Source organism: Actinomadura sp. 1N219 (assembly GCF_044326405.1).
Lineage (GTDB): Bacteria > Actinomycetota > Actinomycetes > Streptosporangiales > Streptosporangiaceae > Spirillospora.
On record NZ_JBIRAY010000001.1, the window covers coordinates 1,006,891 to 1,026,792 of the forward strand.

The 19,902-nt window shown below is 73.2% G+C and carries 20 protein-coding genes; 13 read left to right on the top strand and 7 right to left on the bottom strand.

Annotated elements, in window-relative coordinates:
• Positions 1-19: 19 nt before the first annotated feature.
• From ACH35V_RS04590 to ACH35V_RS04610, 5 genes are all read left to right on the top strand, one after another.
• Positions 20-241 carry a Flp family type IVb pilin gene (locus tag ACH35V_RS04590; RefSeq protein ID WP_395970251.1) on the top strand — a complete coding sequence of 74 codons (222 nt, stop codon included), beginning with the start codon at positions 20-22 and terminating at the stop codon, positions 239-241.
• 29 nt (positions 242-270) lie between these two features.
• Positions 271-663: a TadE/TadG family type IV pilus assembly protein gene (locus ACH35V_RS04595; RefSeq protein ID WP_395970252.1), complete on the top strand. Its 393-nt coding sequence runs from the start codon at positions 271-273 to the stop codon at positions 661-663.
• Positions 660-1,091, top strand: a complete 432-nt coding sequence (locus tag ACH35V_RS04600) for a TadE/TadG family type IV pilus assembly protein (RefSeq protein WP_395970253.1) — start codon at positions 660-662, stop codon at positions 1,089-1,091. The genes ACH35V_RS04595 and ACH35V_RS04600 overlap by 4 nt, the downstream gene beginning before the upstream one ends.
• The gene (locus ACH35V_RS04605; protein ID WP_395970254.1) at positions 1,088-1,549 is read left to right on the top strand and encodes a TadE/TadG family type IV pilus assembly protein; all 462 of its coding nucleotides are present in this window, start codon (positions 1,088-1,090) and stop codon (positions 1,547-1,549) included. The genes ACH35V_RS04600 and ACH35V_RS04605 overlap by 4 nt, the downstream gene beginning before the upstream one ends.
• Positions 1,550-1,628: 79 nt before the next feature.
• The gene (locus ACH35V_RS04610; protein ID WP_395970255.1) at positions 1,629-4,694 is read left to right on the top strand and encodes a BTAD domain-containing putative transcriptional regulator; all 3,066 of its coding nucleotides are present in this window, start codon (positions 1,629-1,631) and stop codon (positions 4,692-4,694) included.
• 13 nt (positions 4,695-4,707) lie between these two features.
• Here ACH35V_RS04610 and ACH35V_RS04615 read toward each other — a convergent pair whose 3' ends face one another.
• From ACH35V_RS04615 to ACH35V_RS04630, 4 genes are all read right to left on the bottom strand, one after another.
• Positions 4,708-5,922, bottom strand: a complete 1,215-nt coding sequence (locus ACH35V_RS04615) for a YncE family protein (protein ID WP_395970256.1) — start codon at positions 5,920-5,922, stop codon at positions 4,708-4,710.
• Positions 5,923-6,026: 104 nt separating this feature from the next.
• Positions 6,027-7,094: an NYN domain-containing protein gene (locus ACH35V_RS04620; protein ID WP_395970257.1), complete on the bottom strand. Its 1,068-nt coding sequence runs from the start codon at positions 7,092-7,094 to the stop codon at positions 6,027-6,029.
• A 77-nt stretch (positions 7,095-7,171) separates the two neighbouring features.
• Positions 7,172-7,420, bottom strand: a complete 249-nt coding sequence (locus ACH35V_RS04625) for an acyl-CoA carboxylase subunit epsilon (protein ID WP_395970258.1) — start codon at positions 7,418-7,420, stop codon at positions 7,172-7,174.
• 23 nt (positions 7,421-7,443) lie between these two features.
• Entirely contained in the window at positions 7,444-9,036 is a 1,593-nt protein-coding gene (locus ACH35V_RS04630; protein ID WP_395970259.1) for an acyl-CoA carboxylase subunit beta, read from the bottom strand.
• Between the two features lie 101 nt (positions 9,037-9,137).
• Between ACH35V_RS04630 and ACH35V_RS04635 the strand changes: the two genes are divergently transcribed.
• The 6 genes from ACH35V_RS04635 to ACH35V_RS04660 all read left to right on the top strand — a co-directional run bounded on the left by ACH35V_RS04635 (position 9,138) and on the right by ACH35V_RS04660 (position 16,003).
• Entirely contained in the window at positions 9,138-11,720 is a 2,583-nt protein-coding gene (locus ACH35V_RS04635; protein ID WP_395971131.1) for a phosphoenolpyruvate carboxylase, read from the top strand.
• A 3-nt stretch (positions 11,721-11,723) separates the two neighbouring features.
• Positions 11,724-12,161 (top strand): GNAT family N-acetyltransferase, encoded by a 438-nt coding sequence (locus tag ACH35V_RS04640; RefSeq protein ID WP_395970260.1) that lies wholly within the window; start codon positions 11,724-11,726, stop codon positions 12,159-12,161.
• A gap of 39 nt (positions 12,162-12,200) precedes the next feature.
• Positions 12,201-12,536, top strand: a complete 336-nt coding sequence (locus ACH35V_RS04645; protein ID WP_395970261.1) for a YciI family protein — start codon at positions 12,201-12,203, stop codon at positions 12,534-12,536.
• Positions 12,533-13,756, top strand: a complete 1,224-nt coding sequence (locus tag ACH35V_RS04650; protein ID WP_395970262.1) for an RNA polymerase sigma factor — start codon at positions 12,533-12,535, stop codon at positions 13,754-13,756. The genes ACH35V_RS04645 and ACH35V_RS04650 overlap by 4 nt, the downstream gene beginning before the upstream one ends.
• 85 nt (positions 13,757-13,841) lie before the next feature.
• On the top strand, positions 13,842-14,582 hold the full coding sequence (locus tag ACH35V_RS04655; protein WP_395970263.1) for a DUF899 family protein: 741 nt from the start codon (positions 13,842-13,844) through the stop codon (positions 14,580-14,582).
• Positions 14,579-16,003, top strand: coding sequence for an MFS transporter (locus ACH35V_RS04660; protein WP_395970264.1), 1,425 nt, complete (start codon positions 14,579-14,581; stop codon positions 16,001-16,003). The genes ACH35V_RS04655 and ACH35V_RS04660 overlap by 4 nt, the downstream gene beginning before the upstream one ends.
• Here the strand turns inward: ACH35V_RS04660 and ACH35V_RS04665 are convergent.
• A complete protein-coding gene (locus ACH35V_RS04665; protein WP_395970265.1) occupies positions 16,000-16,773 on the bottom strand; it encodes an enoyl-CoA hydratase/isomerase family protein in 774 nt (257 codons plus the stop codon). The two genes, ACH35V_RS04660 and ACH35V_RS04665, sit on opposite strands and share 4 nt — an antisense overlap.
• A 47-nt stretch (positions 16,774-16,820) precedes the next feature.
• On the opposite strand from ACH35V_RS04665, the gene ACH35V_RS04670 reads away from it, so the two are divergent.
• Positions 16,821-17,687, top strand: a complete 867-nt coding sequence (locus ACH35V_RS04670) for a biotin--[acetyl-CoA-carboxylase] ligase (protein ID WP_395970266.1) — start codon at positions 16,821-16,823, stop codon at positions 17,685-17,687.
• 171 nt (positions 17,688-17,858) lie between these two features.
• Positions 17,859-18,872: an adenylate/guanylate cyclase domain-containing protein gene (locus tag ACH35V_RS04675; protein ID WP_395970267.1), complete on the top strand. Its 1,014-nt coding sequence runs from the start codon at positions 17,859-17,861 to the stop codon at positions 18,870-18,872.
• 33 nt (positions 18,873-18,905) lie between these two features.
• Here ACH35V_RS04675 and bfr read toward each other — a convergent pair whose 3' ends face one another.
• The gene (bfr, locus tag ACH35V_RS04680) at positions 18,906-19,403 is read right to left on the bottom strand and encodes a bacterioferritin (RefSeq protein ID WP_395970268.1); all 498 of its coding nucleotides are present in this window, start codon (positions 19,401-19,403) and stop codon (positions 18,906-18,908) included.
• A 100-nt stretch (positions 19,404-19,503) separates the two neighbouring features.
• Positions 19,504-19,800: a bacterioferritin-associated ferredoxin gene (locus tag ACH35V_RS04685; protein ID WP_395970269.1), complete on the bottom strand. Its 297-nt coding sequence runs from the start codon at positions 19,798-19,800 to the stop codon at positions 19,504-19,506.
• Between the last annotated feature and the right edge of the window lie 102 nt (positions 19,801-19,902).

The following is a 19,902-nucleotide window of genomic DNA, read 5'->3' on the forward strand; positions in this document are numbered from 1 at the left end:
GCCCACTGGAGGTGCCCCGATGAGTCAGCACAACCCGTTCAACGATCCGTTCGTCGCCTATCTGCGCGCCGTGGCGAGCGCACGCCTCGCCCGGCTCCGCTCCGAGGAGGAGCGCAGCAAGGGCGCGTCCGCCATCGAGTGGGCGATCATCACCGCGATCCTGGCGCTGCTCGCCATCACGATCGGAGCGGTCATCACCAAGAAGGTCACGGACAAGGCCAACACCATCAACACCGGCTGAGCCTCCGCTCGGACGCCGGGGTGTCGTCGATGGAATGGGCGCTGCTCACTCCCGTCCTCATCCTGCTGATGCTCGTCGTCGTGCAGTTCGCGATGGTGTTCCACGCCCGCCACGTCGCGCTCGCGGCGGCGCAGTCGGGCGCCCGCGTCGCGCGGACCTCGCCCGTCGGCGGCGGCTGGGAGGGCGCCGCCGCCGCGAAGGCCGCCGGCGACGCGCGCGCCATCGGCCCCGAGCTGCTGGACGGCCTCGACGTCCGGACGGGCGAGGCCGGGGACGAACGCTGGGTCGAGGTCAGCGGGACCGCGGTGTCCGTCATCCCGTTCATGAAGTTCCACGTCTCGCAGCGCTCCCAGGGGCCGATCGAATGCTTCCGCCCGGACGTCGGCGACGGCACCGCCTGCGAGCGGGGGGCCGGGCCGTGAGACTCCCGGACCGCGGATCGATGTCCCTGGAGATGGTGCTGGTCACGCCCATCTTCGTCGCGTTCCTGCTCTTCCTCGCCGCGGCCGGCCGGATGGTGGACGCGCAGAGCCAGGTGGACGGCGCCGCCCGGGACGCGGTGCGCGCGGCGTCCATCGCCCGCAGCGCCCCGTCCGCGCAGGCCTTCGCCGCCGACACCGCCGCCGCCGGGCTCAGGAACAACAAGTGGTGCGCGGGCGGGCCGAGCGTGGTGACCGACGTGTCCGACTGGCGGCCCGGCGGCCGCGTCGGCGTGACGATCACCTGCGACGTCGACCTCGGCGACCTGTCCTTCATCGGGCTGCCCGGCACCAAGCGCCTCCAGGGCGAGGCGATCGCCCCCATCGACACGTTCACGTTCCGGGGCACCGACACCGGAGACGGCGAATGAAACGGCTCACCGCGCGCATCAGCCGCCTCGGACGGGACCGGGGGACGATCGCCCTCTACACCGTCCTGTTCACGCCCATCGTCCTCCTCCTGGCCGGGCTGCTGGTGGACGGTGGCCTCGCCATCCACGCGCGGCAGCGCGCCGCGGACATGGCCGAGCAGGCGGCCCGCGCGGGCGCCAACCAGATCGACACCGACGAGCTCCGGCGGACGGGCGAGCCCGTCCTCGATCCCGGCCGCGCCCGCGCCGCCGCGTGCGACCTGCTCGCCGCCTACCGCGACCAGGTCACCGCCTCCCAGTGCGACGCCGACGAGGAGGAGGTGGCCGTGACCGTGCAGATCACCGTCCGGCCGCAGCTGCTCGGGATCATCCCCGGCTTCAGCGAGTTCCAGATGACGTCGGGCGCGACCGCGCATCCCGTCACGGGAGGCCCCGACGCGGGAGGAATCGACCCGTGAGCCGCGGCCGAAACAGTCCTACGATGAGTGCGACGTCCAAACGCACGGCAGGCGGCGACCGGCGAATGGCAGGGACGCGATGGTGACAGGACAAGGGCGGCGGCCACCGGTCCAGGTCCGGCGGCGCAGTGCGGGCGATGTTCTGGCGGGGGTCTGCGCGCTCGTCGCGCTGACGGTGCTGATGGCGGGCGTCCCGGCCGCGCTGCTGATCCTGTTCGGGTCGCCGCTGCCGGACGACATGCCGGCCGCGTCCGACCTGACGAACCGGGTGGGCCCCGGCGCGCTGATCGGCATCCTGGTCGCGCTGGTGTGGCTCGCGTGGATCCAGCTCGCGGCGTGCGTGGTCGTCGAGGTGTACGCGGGCGTCCGCGGCGTCGGCGTCCCGGCGCGGGTGCCGCTGGCGGGCGGGACGCAGTCGCTGGTGCACCGCCTCGTCGTCGCCGCGCTGCTGCTGTTCTCCGCGACGTCGGTGATCGTGCCCGCGTTCACGGGCGGCGGCGGCCTGTCGCAGCGGCCCCCGGCGCAGACGCAGGCGCAGGAGTTCCAGCCGCCCCCGGCCGTGCCGCAGAGCACGAACCTCACCGCCCCGGCGGAGACGTCCGTCACCGAGAACCTGATCGACGAGTCGGCCACGACCAAGATCTACCGGGTGCAGCCGCCGGAGGGACGCCACCACGAGAGCCTCTGGGAGATCGCCGAGAAGTGCCTGGGCGAGGGACGCCGGTACAAGGAGATCTTCGCGCTCAACAAGAACCACATCCAGCCGGACGGGACGCGGCTCACCATCGCCAGCCTGATCCGTCCGGGCTGGGTCCTGGAGATGCCCGCGGACGCCAAGGGCGCCAAGGTCATCCCCGCCAGGGACCTCAAGGACTACTACCGGTACGGCCACGCCGTCCCCGACAAGCCCGAGAAGCCGGAGCGGCCCGCCAAGCCGGAGCAGCCCGTACAGCCGGAGCAGCCCGTCCAGCCGGAGCAGCCGCGCGAGTCGGCCCCGACCACCCCGGCACCCGACCCGAAGCCGCAACAGCCCGCCCCGCCGCCGTCGACCGCGAAGCCGCCGACGTCCCAACCTCCGGCAACCCAGCCTCCGGCGTCGCAGCCACCTGCCTCCCAGCCTCCGGCATCACAGCCGCCGGCATCACAGCCGCCGGCCTCGCAGCCTCCGGCGTCGCAGCCGTCGGGGCCGTCCGGGGAGATGGACGGCGCGGCCGGCAGCGGCGGTGCGTCGGTGCCCGGTCAGGGGTCTGACCAGGAAGAAGAGTCCGGCGGACGGTTCGACGTCGGCTGGCCGCACGGGCTCGCGGCGGCGTCGCTGCTCGCCGCCGGGCTGCTCGGCGTGCTCGGACGGCGCCGCCGCGCCCAGATGTGGAACCGCGCGTCCGGGCACATGATCGTCCGGCCGGAGGGCGAGGCCGCGGACGCGGAGCGGGCGCTGCGGCTCGGCGCCGACGACGAGGCGACCCGGCTCCTCGACCTCGGGCTGCGGCACCTGTCGAAGTCGATGGCGGCGGGCGGCCGGGCGCTGCCGACCGTGTACGGCGTCCACATCGGCGGCTCCCAGAGCCTCGACCTGTGGATCGCGCCCGCCGACCGGAACCCGCCCGCCCCCTGGCAGGCGTTCGACGACGGCCAGGTGTGGCGGCTGCACGGCGACGCGCTCGCCGGACTTGAGGCGTCCGACCTCGGCGACGTCCTCGCCCCGTACCCCGGCCTGGTCTCGATCGGCACCAACGACAGCGGCCGCATCCTCGTCGACCTGGAGGCCGCGCACGGGCTGATCGCGCTGCGCGGGCCCGAGGACGTCCGGCGGGCGGCGCTGTCGGCGATCGCGATCGAGCTGGCCACCAACCGCTGGTCCGACCACATGCGGATCACGCTCGTCGGGTTCGACGGCGAGCTGGGCGAGGGGCTGGCGGAGATCGCGCCGGACCGGGTGCGGTCCGTCCCGACGCTCGCGGACGCGCTGCCCGAGCTGGAGGGACGCAGCGAGGAGGTCCGGCAGGCGCTCGCCGCGTCCGGGGTCGACTCGGTCCTCACCGGACGCTGCCGCGGCGTGTTCGGCGAGGCGTGGATGCCGCACTACCTGATCATGGCGGACCGGCCTTCGGAGCGGGACGCGGACCGGCTCGTCGCGCTCGCCCGCACCGGCACCCGGATGGCCGCCGGGTACCTCGTCCCCGGCGACGTGCAGGGCGCCACCTGGACGTGGGACGTCGACGCCGCCGGACGCCTCCAGGCCGGCGTGCTCGGCTTCGACGTCGACGCGCAGCTCGTCCCCGACGACGCCTACCGCCGCGTGTTCCAGCTGTTCCGGGCCGCGAACCGGCTCGACTCCGTCGAGCTGCCGGGCCTGGCCGGCGGCGCGGAGCCGCCGACCGCGCAGCAGTCGTCGGTCGAGATCCGGCTGCTCGGCCCGATCGAGGTCGAGGCGCCGGGCCCGATGGACGAGAGCCGCCGCGAACTCTGCACCGAGCTGCTCGTCTACCTGGCGGCGCATCCGGAGGGCGTCCACCCGACGGTGCTGTCCGGGGCGATCTGGCCGCGCGGGGTGAGCGCGGCCGTCCGCGACGCGTCCGTGGCGCGGGTGTCGGACTGGCTCGGCCGGGACGCGCGCGGCCGCCCGAACCTGTACTACGACGACCGCGGCCGGATCAGGCTCGGCTCGGAGGTGCGCGTCGACCTGGCCGTGTTCCGCTGGCTGGTGTGGCGGTCGGCGGCGGAGCCCGCGTCCGAGACCGCCTACATGGCGTACGCGCTGGACCTCGTCCGCGGCCCGCTGCTCGCCGGGCGGCCGCGCGGCCGGTACGCGTGGCTCGCCGACCACGACCTGGAGTACGAGTCGTCCGCGCGGGTCATCGACGTCGCGCACCGGCTCGTCGTGCTGCGGCTGGACGAGGGCGACGCGCGCGGTGCGGTCGGCGCGGCGCGGGCCGGGCTGCGGCTCGCGCCCGAGGACGAGGGCCTGTGGCGCGACCTGCTCCGCGCGACCCACGCCACCGGCGACGTCGCGCAGGTGCAGGTCGTCGTGGACGAGCTGCGCGGCCGCATCGCCCGCGACCCGGTCTACGACCGGCTCCAGCCCCAGACGGAGGCGCTCATGGAGGAACTCCTCCCCGACTGGCACGGCGTCGGCTCCCGCTGACCCGCGTCCCAGGTCAGCGGTACAGCCCGGTGCCGCCCAGCGAGTACCGGCCCGGCTGCGGGTGGACGGTCAGCCCCGCCGGACGCCCCTCGACCATGACCTTCCGCAGGACGTGCCCCGTCCGGGTGTCCACGGCGTAGACGAGGCCCGTCGGGTCGGCGAGCCATAGCGCCGTCCCGTCCGACGACACCCCGCCGAGCGCGGGGGAGCCGCCGCCCGGCAGCGGCCACCGGGCCGTGACGTGCCGGGTCGCGAAGTCGATCGCGGCGAGGACGCCGCCGCCGGCGACGAACAGCCGGCGCGCGTCCCGGCTGATCGCCAGGCCGCGCGCGCCCGGCGCGGTCGGGACGAACCCCAGCAGGGCGAACCGGCGGGCGTCCACCAGCCACACCCCGCCGTTGGCGGCGTCCGCCACGTAGAACACGGCGCCGTTCGGCGACAGCCGCAGGTCGCCGGGGCGCGCCCCGGCCGGCAGCCGGATCGTCCCGGTGATGGCGCGGCTCGCGAGGTGCACGCGGGCGATCCCGCCTGCTGACCGGCAGGTCGTGACGAGCGACGCCCCGTCCAGGGTGAAGTCGGCGTGCCCGGCGGTGCACGGCATCGGCACCGACGCCTTTAGCAGCATCGTCTGCGGGTCGCGGACGTCGATGCGGCGCGGCCCGCGGGCGAGGAGCAGCGCGTCCCGCCCGTCCGGCGTGAAATACAGCCCGCCGGCGCCTGGCACGTTGACCGGCAGGCCCAGCCTGCCGGTGCGCGGCCCGACCGAGACGAGGACGCCGTTCGCGCGGCCGGCGGCCCACAGGCGCCGCAGGTCCCAGGACGGCACCACCCGCGACGCCGCCGCCCCCGTGTGGAGACGCCCGGCGAGGCGGAGCGTGACCGGGTCGAGGACGTCGACGGCCTGCCCGTTCGCGACGTACAGCCGCGCCGGCATCCCCTGCGCGTTCGGCGCGATCATGCCGGGACCGGTGGCGGCGTAGACGCGTCCGCTCGCGGGCGCGCCGCCGCCCGGCGGATCGGGCTGCGGCGCGGACGGGCCCGTCCCCGGGCGGATGCTCGAATACGGCGCCGGCCCGCCGAGCCCGACCACCGGGCCGTCCGGGGATCCCTCCCCGGGCCGGTAGAACGGGACGGGCGACTCGCACCCGGCGAGCACGCCGCCGGTCAGCGCGAGGGCCGCGGCGAGCGGGAACGCGGCGGCGCGTGATCGTCCCTCGTGAGCTCCCATGCGCGGTCTCCCCCCATCACCGCGGGGACCATACCGAGCGACGACTCCGAGTGTCCGACTAATTGCAAAACGTGTTCGCGTTCGCTGCCGGCACGAGGGGAACGCTAGTCGGACTTGCCGATTCCGATGCCGAACTCGCGGTAGACGCGCTCCCAGAAGCCGTCCCGCAGCCAGGTGCGGGCCTCCTGGTACGGACGGAGCGAACCGCCGAGCTCCTTTTCGGCCTCGATCAGCAGTTCCTTGTCGATGACGGGCGGCAGGATCGGGCCGGGGAGCAGGTCGCGGATGTTGTCCCGGCCCCGCTCGAAGATCCACTTCTGCGCGACGTGCTCGCCGATCTCCAGCATGTGGTCGCGCTCGGGGCCGAGCTTGCCGTCCGCGGCCGCGGCGGCGGCGTTGTTCATCGACGCGGCCACCGTCGCGGGCGTCGCGCCCGCCGGGACCGGGACGCTGGTGCGGACGCTCGCCGGCACCGGCTTGACCGCCGGGGGACGTCCCGCGAACACCTGCGACGGCGACGGGACGGGGCTCGTCCCCTTCGCGGCGGCAGCGGCGGCCGCGGCGTCCCGGACGGCCGCGGCGGTGCCCGGCGCGGGCGGGGGCAGCAGCTTCGCCTTCGTGAAATAGGGGCGCAGGAAATCGGCCGGCAGCACCTCGACCGTGTCGGACTCCCACACCAGCCACTCGGCCTGGTTCGACCCGTGCGTCGGCTCGACGCCCCACAAGTGGACGCGGACGCCGTAGCGCTGCGCCGCCTCCACGGCGGGCAGCATGTCCTCGTCGCCCGCCAGCAGCACCGCGTCGGTGATCGCGCGATGCCGGGCGAGGGCCTCGAGGTCGGCGCGGAGCTGGGCGTCCACGCCCTTCTGCTGGCCCTGCGCGTTCAAATTTCCGAGCCGCAGCTTCACCAGCGGCAGGTTCGCGATGACGCGCTGATCGACCGTCGGCTGCCGCTTCGGCGCGGCGTCGAACCAGTACACCCGCAGCAGCTCGCCGCGGCGCTGCTCGTCGGCATGGTCGGTCAACGCCTTGATCAGCTTTTCGGCGGCGACCCGGTACTCACGCCTCGAACCGCAACTCAGCAGCAGCGCACCGGAGGCCGCGTAGAGGTACCCCGCGTCGACGAAAATCGCGTACCGCGCGGGCTGTGGGACGAACTCCGAGGTGGCCATGGCCTTCCACCTTATTCGTGACGGGCCGTCGCTGGGCGCGAACCGCGCTTGTCCGTCACCTCGTCATCACTCGTCCGTCACCGGGACAGGGCGCTGGCCCGCCACGCCCCGGGGCCGCGCGGGCGCGGCTCCGCCGCGAACGTGTCGCGCACGAGCCGGGACCTGTCGGCCCACCGGGACGGGCGCGCCGCGCCCTCCGCCGCGCCGCCGTTCCGCGCCGCGGCGGCCTGCGCGCGGGCGGTCAGCACGGCCACGAGGGCCGCGATCTCCTCCGGCCCCGCGTCGCCGCGGACGACCTGGAGGAAGGGCTTGCCCTGAGCGGTCACCAGATCTCCCTGGGAGGTTCGGTCTAGAGCGGGATGTTCCCATGCTTCTTGGGCGGCAGCGTCTTGCGCTTCTCCCGCAGTGCGCGCAGCGCCCGCACCACCTGCCCGCGCGTCTCGGACGGCTTGATCACGTTGTCGATATAGCCGCGCTCCGCCGCGATGTAGGGGTTGGCGAGCGTGTCCTCGTACTCGGTGATCAGCTCCGCGCGGCGGGCGTCCGGGTCCCCGGCTGCGGCCAGCTCCCGCCGGTACAGGATGTTCACCGCGCCCTGCGCGCCCATCACCGCGATCTGCGCGGTCGGCCACGCCAGGTTGACGTCCGCGCCGAGGTGCTTGGACCCCATGACGTCGTACGCGCCGCCGTACGCCTTCCGCGTGATCACCGTGACCAGCGGGACGGTCGCCTCCGCGTACGCGTACAGCAGCTTCGCGCCGCGCCGGATGATCCCGTTCCACTCCTGGTCGGTGCCGGGCAGGAAGCCGGGGACGTCCACGAACGTCAGCACCGGGACGTTGAACGCGTCGCACGTCCGGACGAACCTGGCCGCCTTCTCGGACGCGGCGATGTCGAGCGTCCCGGCGAACTGCATCGGCTGGTTCGCGACGATGCCCACCGAATGGCCCTCGACCCGCCCGAACCCGACGATGATGTTCGGCGCGAACTGCTCCTGCACTTCGAGGAACTCGCCGTCGTCCAGGACGTGCTCGATCGCGGTGTGCATGTCGTACGGCTGGTTCGGCGAGTCGGGGACGAGGGCGTCGAGCTCCTCGTCCAGCTCCGACGGGTCGACGTCGGCCGGGAACGCGGGCGCGTCCGAGAGGTTGTTGGACGGCAGGTAGGACAGCAAGGCCTTGACGTACTCGATCGCGTCGTCCTCGTCCGACCCCTGGTAGTGCGCCACGCCCGACTTGGAGTTGTGCGAGTGCGCCCCGCCCAGCTCCTCCATCGTGACCTCTTCGCCGGTGACCGTCTTGATCACGTCGGGCCCGGTGATGAACATGTGGGACGTCTGGTCGACCATGACGATGAAGTCGGTGATCGCCGGGGAGTACACGGCGCCGCCCGCGCACGGCCCCATGACCAGCGAGATCTGCGGGATCACCCCGGACGCGTGCACGTTCCGCTTGAAGATCTCCGCGTACAGGCCGAGCGCGACGACGCCCTCCTGGATCCGCGCGCCGCCGGAGTCGTTGATCCCGACGACGGGGCAGCCCGTCGTGATCGCGTGGTCCATGACCTTGCAGATCTTCTCGCCGAACACCTCGCCGAGGGAGCCGCCGGAGACGGTGAAGTCCTGGCTGAACACGGCGATCGGGCGTCCGTCGACGGTGCCGTAGCCGGTGACGACGCCGTCGCCGTAGGGCCGGCTCTTCTCCATCCCGAAGTTCGTGGACCGGTGCCGCGCCAGCTCGTCGAACTCGACGAACGACCCCGGGTCGAGCAGCGCGTCGATCCGCTCCCGGGCCGTCATCTTGCCCTTGGCGTGCTGCTTCTCGACCGCGCGCGCCGATCCGGCGTGCACCGCCTCGTACCGGCGCCGCTCCAGGTCGGCGATCTTTCCGGCCGTGGTGTGGACGTCGTACCCGACCGGGGGTTCAGGGGCTTCCGTGGCCATGCGCGCCAGGGTAACGACCTCCCACCGGCGGGGATGCGGCCGGGGGAGTCGTTACGCTTGGGCGGGTGGCCACGAAGACACGCGACACGTTTCGGCAGGACATGCCCGAACCGCTCCGCCGCGACGTCCGCCTGCTCGGCGCGATGCTCGGCGACGGCCTGGTGGAGTACGGCGGACAGGACCTGCTGGACGACGTCGAACGGCTCCGGCACGCGGTGATCGCGGCCCGCCGCGGCGAGATCGGCGGCGGGGAGGTCGCGTCCCTCGTGGACGGCTGGACGCTGGAACGTGCCGAACAGGTCGCCCGCGCGTTCACCGTCTACTTCCACCTGACGAACCTGGCGGAGGAGCACCACCGCATCCGGACGCTCCGGGACCGCGACACCGGCGACACCGTCCCGGGGTCGGTGGCGGCGGCCGTCCAGCAGATCAGGGCCACCGGTGACGGCCGTCTGGACGCCGTCGTCGACGGCCTGGAGTTCCGTCCCGTCTTCACCGCCCACCCGACCGAGGCCCGCCGCCGCGCCGTCGTCACCGCCATCCAGCGGATCAGCGACCTGATGGCGCGGCTGAACGGCGCCCCCGGCGCCACCGAGCGCGAGGAGATCGAGCGGAGCCTCCGCGAGGAGATCGACCTGCTCTGGCGGACGGCGCTGCGCCGCGCCGCCCAGATGGACCCGCTGGACGAGGTCCGCACCGCGATGGCCGCGTTCGACGAGACGATCTTCCGGGCCGTCCCGCACGTCTACCGGGCGCTGGACCGCGCCCTCGGGAACTCCGGCGCCCGTCCGCCGAAGGCCCGCCCGTACCTGCGGTTCGGCAGCTGGATCGGCGGCGACCGCGACGGCAACCCGTACGTCACCGCGCAGGTCACCCGGGACGCGGTCATGATCCAGGCCGATCACGTCCTGCGGGCGCTGGAGGCGGCGTGCGCGCGGGTCGGCCGGGAGCTGACCGTCCACGAGGACACCACGCCCGCCTCGGCGGACCTCCGCGACGCGCTCGCCGCCGCCCGCACCGCGCAACCCGGGCTGATCGGCGAGATCGCCAAGCGGTCGCCCGGCGAGCCGCACCGCCAGTTCCTCCTCCACGCGGCGGCCCGCATCGCCGCGACCCGCGAGCGCGACGCCGACCTGGCCTACGCGTCCGCGGACGACCTCCTCGCCGATCTGCGCACCGTCCAGGAGTCCCTCGCGGGCGCGGGGGCGCCCCGGCAGGCGTACGGACGCGTCCAGCACCTGATCTGGCAGGTCGAGACGTTCGGCTTCCACCTGGCCGAACTGGAGATCCGCCAGCACTCCGAGCTCCACGAGCAGGCCCTGAAGGAGGTCGCCGCGGGCGGCCCGCTCTCGGAGATGACCGAGGAGATCCTGGAGACGCTCCGCGTCGTGGCGTGGATCCAGCGGCGCTTCGGCGTCCGCGCCTGCCACCGCTACATCGTCTCGTTCACGCGTTCCGCCGACGACATCGCCAACGTGCACGCGCTCGCCGCCTCGCTCGGCGACGGCGCGCCCGTCCTCGACGTCATCCCCCTGTTCGAGACGGGCGAGGACCTGGAGCGCGCCCCCGCCGTCCTGGACGGCATGTTGAAGATCCCGGCCGTCCACCACCGCCTGGACGAGACCGGCCGCCGCCTGGAGGTCATGCTCGGCTACTCCGACTCAGCGAAGCAGCTAGGCCCCACCAGCGCCACGCTCCGCCTTTACGACACGCAGGAGGCCCTGGCCGCGTGGGCGGCGCGCAACGACATCGCGCTCACCCTGTTCCACGGCCGCGGCGGCTCGCTCGGCCGCGGCGGCGGCCCCGCCAACCGCGCCATCCTCGCCCAGGCCCCCGGCTCGGTCGCGGGCCGGTTCAAGGTCACCGAGCAGGGCGAGGTCATCTTCGCCCGCTACGGCCACGGCGAGATCGCCAAGCGGCATGTCGAGCAGGTGACCAGCGCCGTCCTGCTGGCCTCGACGGACGCCGTCCAGGACCGGGCCCGCGAGGCCGCCGCCCGCTTCCGCCCCCTGGCGGACAAGATCAGCGAAGCCGCGCAGACGGCGTTCCGCTCCCTGATCGAGACCGACGGCTTCGCCGCGTGGTTCGCCCGCGTCAGCCCCCTGGAGGAGATCGCCGAACTGCGCATCGGCTCCCGTCCGGCCCGCCGCAAGGCCGCCCGCGGCCTGGAGGACCTGCGCGCCATCCCGTGGGTGTTCGCCTGGACGCAGACCCGCGTCAACCTCCCCGGCTGGTACGGCCTGGGCAGCGGCCTCGCCGCCGTCTCCGACGACGGCCGCGACCTCACCGAACTCCGCGACGCCTACGAGGCGTGGCCGCTGTTCAACACCCTCCTCGACAACGCCGAGATGAGCTTGGCCAAATCAGACCGCGCAATAGCCGAGCGCTACCTCGCCCTAGGCGAACGTCCCGAACTCACCGAGACCGTCCTCACCGAATACGACCGCACCCGCCGCCTGGTCCTGGCGGTCACGGGCCACGAGCGCCTCCTGGAGAACCGCCGCGTCCTCTCCAGAGCCGTGGAACTCCGCAACCCCTACGTGGACGCCCTCTCCCACCTGCAACTCCGCGCCCTCAAGGCCCTCCGCCAGGGCGTCGCGAACGACGAGGAACGCGCCCACCTGGAGGCCCTGCTCCTCCTGTCCGTCAACGGCGTCGCCGCCGGCCTCCAGAACACCGGCTGAGCGATGATCAGACCGGCCGTCGCGGCCGACCGGCCGCGCATCGAGGAGATCGTCGAAGCCGCCTACACCCCGTGGGCGGAGCTCATCGGCGCCCGCCCGATCCCCATGGACGCCGACTACGCCGCGTTCATCGAGGCCGGGCACGTGTTCGTGACCGGCGACGGCCCGGACGGGCTGATCGTCCTCATCCCCGAGGACGGCGTGCTCCTGATCGAGAACGTGGCCGTCGCCCCCGACCGCCACGGCCAGGGCATCGGCCGCGCCCTGCTGTCCTTCGCCGAGGACCACGCCCGCGCGCTGGCCCTCCCGCGCCTGCGCCTCTACACCAACGAGCTGATGGCCCGGAACATCGCGCTGTACACCCGCCTCGGCTACCACGAGACCGGCCGCGAGGACATCGGCGGCCGCAACGTCGTCCACATGTCCAAGACCCTCACGTAGCGCCGACGGGCCGACGGGGGGTCGGGCAGAATCGGGGGGATGAGGTATGTGCTGCTGATCTGCGATGACGAGACGGACGCGCCGAGCAACGAAGAGATGGCCGCCGATCCGGTGCACCAGGCGTGGGAGGCCGACTTGGAGCGGCGCGGGGCGGAGATCGTCGGCATGCGGTTGCGTCCGGTGGTGGACGCGACCACGGTCACCGTTCGTGAGGGGGAGACCCTCGTGTCGGACGGGCCGTTCGCCGAGACGAAGGACTTCGTCGGCGGTGTCGTGATCGTGGACTGCGCGAACCTGGACGAGGCCATCGAGATCGCGGCCGGGCATCCCTACGCGCGCCGGGGCGGCGTGGAGATCCGTCCCGTCTGGGAATGACGACGCCGGGCGACTCCGTCCGGGACGCGGTCGACGCGGCCTACCGGGACGAGTGGGGCCAGGTCGTCGCGACGCTGATCGGCATGACCGGCGACTGGGATCTGGCCGAAGACTGCGCGCAGGACGCGTTCGCTCTCGCGCTGGCGAGCTGGCCGCGCGACGGCGTCCCGCACCGTCCGGGGGCGTGGCTGACGACGGCGGCCCGCAACCGGGCGATCGATCGGTTGCGGCGGGACGCGGCGGGCGCGGCCAAGTTGCGGCAACTCGCCGTGCTGGCCCGCGAGCCGGATCGGGCTCCCGCGGAGGACATCCCCGACGAGCGGCTGCGGCTGATCTTCACCTGCTGCCATCCGGCGCTGCCGTTCCCCGCACGCGTGGCGCTCACCCTGCGCACGCTGGCCGGGCTGAGCACCGCCGAGATCGCCAGGGCCTTCCTGACCGCCGAGCCGACGATGGCGCAGCGGCTCGTCCGGGCGAAGCGCAAGATCCAGAACGCCGGGATCCCGTACCGGGTTCCGCCCGCCGATCTCCTTCCGCAGCGGCTCGCGGCCGTCCTGGCGGTGCTCTACCTGATCTTCAACGAGGGCTACGACGAGGAGGACGAGCGCCGGGCGCTGACGGCCGAGGCCATCCGCCTGACCAGGGTCCTCGTCCGGCTGATGCCAGGCGAGCCGGAGCCGCGCGGGCTGCTCGCCCTGACGCTGCTGCACGAGGCCCGGCGCGCGACCCGCAAGGACGACAACGGCGTGCTGGTCACGCTGGAGAACCAGGACCGGTCCCGCTGGGACCGCGAACTGATCGCCGAGGGCGTCGCGACGCTGGACCGGGCGCTGGCCATGCGGCGTGCCGGGCCCTACCAGCTCCAGGCCGCCATCGCCGCCTGCCACGCCACCGCGCCCGACGCGGCGAGCACGGACTGGCCGCAGATCGCGACCCTGTACGCCGAGCTTGGCCGGGTGGCGCCGTCCCCGGTCGTGGACCTCAACCGCGCCGTCGCGGTCGCGATGGCGGACGGCGTCCCGGCCGGGCTGAAGCTGGTCGACGAGCTCACGGCGTCCGGGCGGCTCGACGGGTACCACCTGCTGCCCGCGACCCGCGCCGACCTGCTCCGCCGCGACGGCCGCGCCGCCGAGGCCAGGGCGGCGTACGAGGAGGCGCTGACGCTCGCGCCGACCGAGGCCGAGCGCCGCTACCTCGCCGGGCGCCTCCGCGAACTCTGAACCAAGAATTTGCCGGGGATGTCGATCCCGGGTGGGTGTCCTTCGTCGGTGGGGCGAAAGTCCAACCGAGAGGAAGGAAAGCCCGATGAGCACCGACACGACACTTCCGACGCCCGAGATCACCGACCGTGCCACCTTCCAGGCCCAGCTGGACGAGTTGCGCGTCCAGGAGAAGGCGCACACGCGCGCAGGCGACGCGATCGCGGCGGCCCGGCGCCGTCTGCCGATGGTGGAGGTCGACGCCACCACGCCGCTGATCGGCCCGGACGGCCCCGTCACCCTGCTGGACGCGTTCGAGGGCCGTCGCCAGCTGATCGCCTACTACATGATGTGGTACACGGGCCGTCCCGCGTCCGAGCAGTGCGAGGGCTGCACGTACTACAACGGGAAGGTCCGCGAGCTGTCCTACCTGCACGCCGCGGGCATCACCTACGCCACGCTCTGCCAGGGGCCGTACGAGGAGAGCGTCCGGTACCGCGACTTCATGGGCTGGGACATGCCCTGGTACTCGGCCCAGGACTCCGCCGAGACCCTCCTGGTCGGACGCCAGGTCGGCATGTTCCACCTGGTCTGCTACCTGCGGGACGGCGACCGTGTCTTCGAGACCTACTGGACGACCGGACGCGGCGTCGAGGCCCTGGACAACAGCTACCCGCTCATGGACATGACCGTCTACGGGCGCCAGGAGGAATGGGAGGACTCGCCCGACGGCTGGCCGCACGACGGCTCGACCGACGGCGGCTTCTTCCGCATCGATGGACGTCCCGCCTCCCAGTGGCCCCGCCTGGCGGCCGGGCACTCCGACGACCTCGGCAACGCCTCATGACCGCCGAGACGAGCGCCGAGACGAGCGCCGAGCCCGGCGTCCGGACGAGTGCCGGGACGAAGGCGGTCGCGGCGCCGCGGTTCACCGGCAGGGAGCGGATGGTGCTGCTCGTCCTGCTGGGCGCGGGGTTCACGATGGCCGTCGACTTCTCGATCCTGAACGTCGCGCTGCCGGAGGTCGGCGCGGGCGTCGGGCTGGGGCTGACCGGCCTGCCCTGGATCGCCTCGGCGTACGCGCTGCCCGCCGCGGGCTTCGCCCTGGTGTTCGGCCGCCTGGCGGACCTGTTCGGCCGCCGCAGGCTGTTCGTCGCCGGGATGGCCCTGCTCGTCGGGTCCTCGCTGCTCGGCGGCTTCGCCGTCAACCCGGAGATGCTGCTGACCGCGCGGGCACTGCAGGGGTTCGCCACCGCGATGTCGATACCCGCGACGCTGTCGCTGCTCACCACCACGTTCACCGAGGGCGCGCTGCGCGAGCGCGTCCTCGGCCTCAACGGGGCGCTGCTGTCGGGCGGCTTCACCGTCGGCGCGCTGGTCGGCGGCACCCTGGTCGGCCTGCTGGGGTGGCGGGCGGCGTTCTTCGTGAACGTCCCCGTCGCCGTGGTCATCCTGGTGGCGACGCCCGTCCTGATCAACGAGAGCAAGGCGCCGGGACGAACGCGGCTGGACCTGCCAGGGGCGGTCACCGTGTCCGGCGGACTGCTGGCCGTGATCTACGCGGTCATCGAGCGGAGCGTCCCGGCCGCCGTGGCCGGCGTGCTGCTGCTGGCCGCGTTCTGGGTGATCGAGCTTCGCTCGCCCGCGCCGCTCGCTCCGGTGCACATCCTCAAGCGGGCCACCGTGAAGTGGGGCAATTGCGCCGGGTTCGTGATCTTCGCGATGGAGCCCGCGATGATCTTCCTGATGACGCTCTACCTGCAGCGGCACCTCGACTTCTCGCCGCTGGTCACCGGGCTGATCTTCGGTGTCCCGGGGCTGGCGTCGGTGGCCGCCGGGGTGATCGCCGGACGGGTCGTCGGGCGCCTCGGCAGCCGCAGGGTCCTCGCCGTGGGCATGGCCGTTCAGGCGCTGGCGACCGTCCCGCTGATCTTCCTCGGCGCGGACCGGCTGGCGCTGGCCGTCCTGATCCCGGCCCTGTTCATCGGGTTCTTCGGGCATGTCAGCGCCATCGTCGCGTTCACGGTGACCGCGACGTCCGGCCTGCCGGACGAGCAGCAGGGCCTGGCGACGGGCCTGACCTCGATGACCCAGCAGGTGGCCCTGACCGTCGGCATCCCGATCATGGGTTCGGTCGCCGCGACCCAGGGGTCGGGGCTGGCCGGCATCCACCTCGCGCTCGGCGTGATCGTGGCCATGACGCTCGTCACCGTCGTCCTGGTCTGGTTCGGGCTGCGGCCGCGCGACGGCCTCGGGAACACCGCCTAGGACGGCCAGACGGGCTTGCGCTTCTCGTTGAACGCCGCGATGCCCTCGCGGCGGTCGGCGGAGAACGCGACGGTGCGCCAGGCGTTCTCCTCCAGGTCGAGGCCCGCCTCCAGGCTCACGCCGCCGCCGAGGCGCAGGGCCCGCTTGGCGGCGCGGACCGCGACCGGCGAGTTCCCCGCGATCACGCCGGCGAGTGCGAGGGCCTCCTCGCGGGCCGTCCCGGCGGGCACCTTCCGGTCGGCGAGGCCGTACTCCAGGGCCTCGCCGGCGCCGAGGCGGCGGCCGGTGAGCACCAGGTCGGCGGCCTTGCCGGGGCCGAGGCGGCGCAGCGCGAGCTGCGTCCCGCCGCCGCCCGGGACGAGCCCGACGCTCACCTCCGGCAGCCCGAACACGGCCGTCTCGTCCGCGACGATCAGGTCGGCGGACAGCGCGAACTCGCAGCCGCCGCCGAGCGCGAACCCGTGCACGGCCGCGATGACCGGCTGCGGCAGGCCGAGGACGCCGCCGAACGCGGCCCGGAACACCGGCCGCTGCGCGAGGATCTCGGCGTCGGTCATGGCGTTGCGCTCCTTGAGGTCGGCGCCGACGCAGAACGCCTTCTCCCCGGCCGCGCCCAGCACGACCGCGCGGACGGACGCGTCCGCCGCGACCTCCGCGCAAACTTCCGCGAGCCGCCGCGCCATCGCCGTGGACAGGGCGTTGAGCGCCTCGGGCCGGTCCAGCACGATCTCCGCGACATGCCCGTCGCGCCGCAACGTCACACCATCCATGAAGGGCACCCTAACGATCGTCATGGTCGTGGGGTTGGATGGGTCGGGTGAGCGAATCACCTTATGGGGATCTCGACCGGCCGCCCCTGCATGAGGCGGCGCTGCGGCGTGCGCTCGTCCGGGACGGCGGCCTGTGGCGGGACGTGCGGGTCGTGGCGGAGACGGGCTCCACCAACGCCGACCTCGCGGCCCGCGCCGCCGACGGGGCGCCCGAGGGGACCGTCCTCGTCACCGAACTGCAGACGGCGGGCCGCGGCAGGCTCGGACGGGCCTGGACCGCGCCCGCGCGGTCGGGCCTGACGTTCTCGATGCTGCTGCGCCCGCCGGTGCCGGTGCCGATGCTCGGCTGGACGCCCCTGCTGACCGGCGTCGCCGTCGCGACCGCCGTCCGCCGGATGACGGCCTGGTCGGAGACCGGGGAGGGCTTCCTCGGCGACGGCGCGGACGGCGACATGGCCGTGGACGTCCGGCTCAAATGGCCGAACGACCTGCTCGCCGGCGACCGGAAGCTCGCCGGGATCCTGGTGGAGAAGGCGGGCGACGGGCTCGTCGTCGGCGTCGGCCTGAACGTCGGCCTGCGCTCGGACGAGCTTCCGGTGAAGACGGCGACGTCCCTCGCCATCGAGGGCGCGCCGCTCAGCGACCGGGCGCCGCTGCTGCGCGCGATCCTGCGCGAGTTCGCGACCTGGTACCGGGAGTGGACGGCGCTCGACGGCGACCCCGAGACGAGCGGGCTCCGCACCGCCTACAAGGACCTGTGCGCCACCCTCGGCCGGGAGGTGCGGGTGGAGCTGCCCGGCGACGAGCGGCTGACCGGAACCGCCCGGGACGTCGACGGCGCCGGACGCCTGGTCGTCGCCGGACCGGGCGGCGACCGCACGATCAGCGCCGGCGACGTCGTCCACGTCCGATGAAGGGCACGGGTCCGATGAAGGGCACACGTCCGGTGAACAAGCGGAGACCATCGGCGGTCACCGCCATGAATCAGTTGCTGATCTGCGACGATATGTCCGGATACCGATTCACGACGCCGTCGCCGCGGCCCACGGCGCCGGCTGACTGAGGGGCGGAAGATGGCGGCCGGAATGCCGGATCCGAAGGAGATCGAAGAGCTCCTCCTCGGGGGCGAGCTGCGGTACAACCGCGTCGACGCCGTGCGCCTGGCCGGGGTCTCCCGGGAGTTCTCCGGACGGGTGTGGCGCGCGTTCGGCTACCCGTCGATGCCGGACGAGACCGTCGCCTACACCGAGGGCGACATCGCCGCCCTGGACCGCATCCGCCGCCTGATGGACGACGGCGTCCTCGACGAGGAGGGCGTGATCCGGCTCGTCCGGGCGTTCGGGCAGACCATGACCCGGCTCGCGGAGTGGCAGGTCAGCCTGCTGCACAGCATGCTGACGCAGGATCCGCACGACACGCCGTCCGCCGAGGCCGTCCAGACGATCGTGGACGTGGCCGAGAAGCACATCGGGGAGTTCGAGCCGCTGGTCGTGCACGCATGGCGGCGGCAGCTCGCCGCGGCCGGGACGCGCGCCCTGGCCGCCGCCGCGACGCGCGACAACGGCGACCCGGCGGGCCGCACCCCGACCACCGTCGGGTTCGCGGACATGGTGTCGTTCACGCAGGTCAGCCGGGAGCTGGAGGAGATCGAGCTGGCCCGGATCGTGGAGTGGTTCGAGGAGACGGCCGCCGACATCATCGCGTCCTGCGGCGGCCGGCTGGTGAAGACGCTCGGCGACGAGGTGCTGTTCAGCGCGGAGACGCCGGAGGTCGGCGCGGAGATCGCGCTGACGGTCGCGGCCGCGATCCAGGACGAGACCGAGGTCCCGGACGTGCGGGTCGGCGTCGCGCACGGGCCCGTCGTGCCGCTGATGGGCGACCTGTTCGGCACCACGGTGAACCTCGCGGCCCGGCTGACGTCCATGGCCCGGCCCGGCTCCGTCGTGATCGACGGCGAGCTGGCCGCGCGGCTGGAGTCGAGCCGGGCGTACGAGGTGACGCGGCTCGTGCGCCGTCCGGTCCAGGGGCTCGGCATCATCCAGCCGTACGTGCTGCGCCGCACCCCCGGCATGCGGCCCCCGACCCTGGACGCGCCCTAGCCGCGCCCTAGCCGCGGGCCCGGACGTCCCCGCTCAGACGGGTTTGATCGAGTCCTCGCCGGGGGCGTCGGTAAGGCGCTGCAGGTAGTTCTGCTCGCCGAGCGCCTGGACGAGGCTCAGCTCGGTCTCCAGGTAGTCGATGTGCTCCTCCTCGTCCGCGAGGATGTCCTCGAAGATCCGGGCGGACGTCACGTCGCCCCGCGAGCGCATCAGCTCGATGCCGGGACGCAGCCGGGCCACGGCCTCCATCTCGACGGCGAGGTCCGCCTCCAGCTGCTCGACGATGTTCTGCCCGATCCGCAGGGTGCCGAGTTTCTGGTAGTTCGGCAGCCCCTCCAGGAACAGGATCCGGTCGGTCAGCCGCTCCGCGTGCTTCATCTCGTCGAACGACTCGTCGCGGGTGTGCTCGGCGATGCGGGTGAAGCCCCAGTTCGCCTGCATCTTGGAATGCAGGAAGTACTGGTTGATCGCCGTCAGTTCCGCGGTGAGCTGGTCGTTCAGCAGCGCGATGATGTCCTTGTCGCCATCCATGACGCCCATGTTTCCATGGCGGGTGGTTTCAGGACAGCACTAACCCCCGCAAGGCGCGTGTCCGCCCGTCGCGGGCGGGGCCGTGCGGGGCCCGGAAGGCTCAGGCTGCGGTCGAGGCGGCGCCTCCCTCTTCGATCTCGGCGATGATCTGTTCGGGGTCCAGTTCGGGGCCCTGGTCGGGGACGGCTGCCAGCTCGGCCGGGCCGCCGGTCAGGGCGTCCGCGAGCTCGCTGGCGGTCTGATACTCGCTGACCATGGTGTGGATGCGCTTGGTGCACGTCCCGCACCCGGGCTTGAAGCCGCAGGCGGCCTTGACCTCTCTGGCCGTCCGGCAACCGGTGGCCATGCAGCCGTGAACGTCGTCCTCTGTGACGGCGTTGCAGATGCAGACGTACATTCGGCTGACGGACCTTCCGTGCGGCTACGCGTGCTCCACACGCCTGACCAGGCGAGCTTAGGGCACCCTCATTAAGGTTAGGCTCCCCTAAAGTAGCTCAGG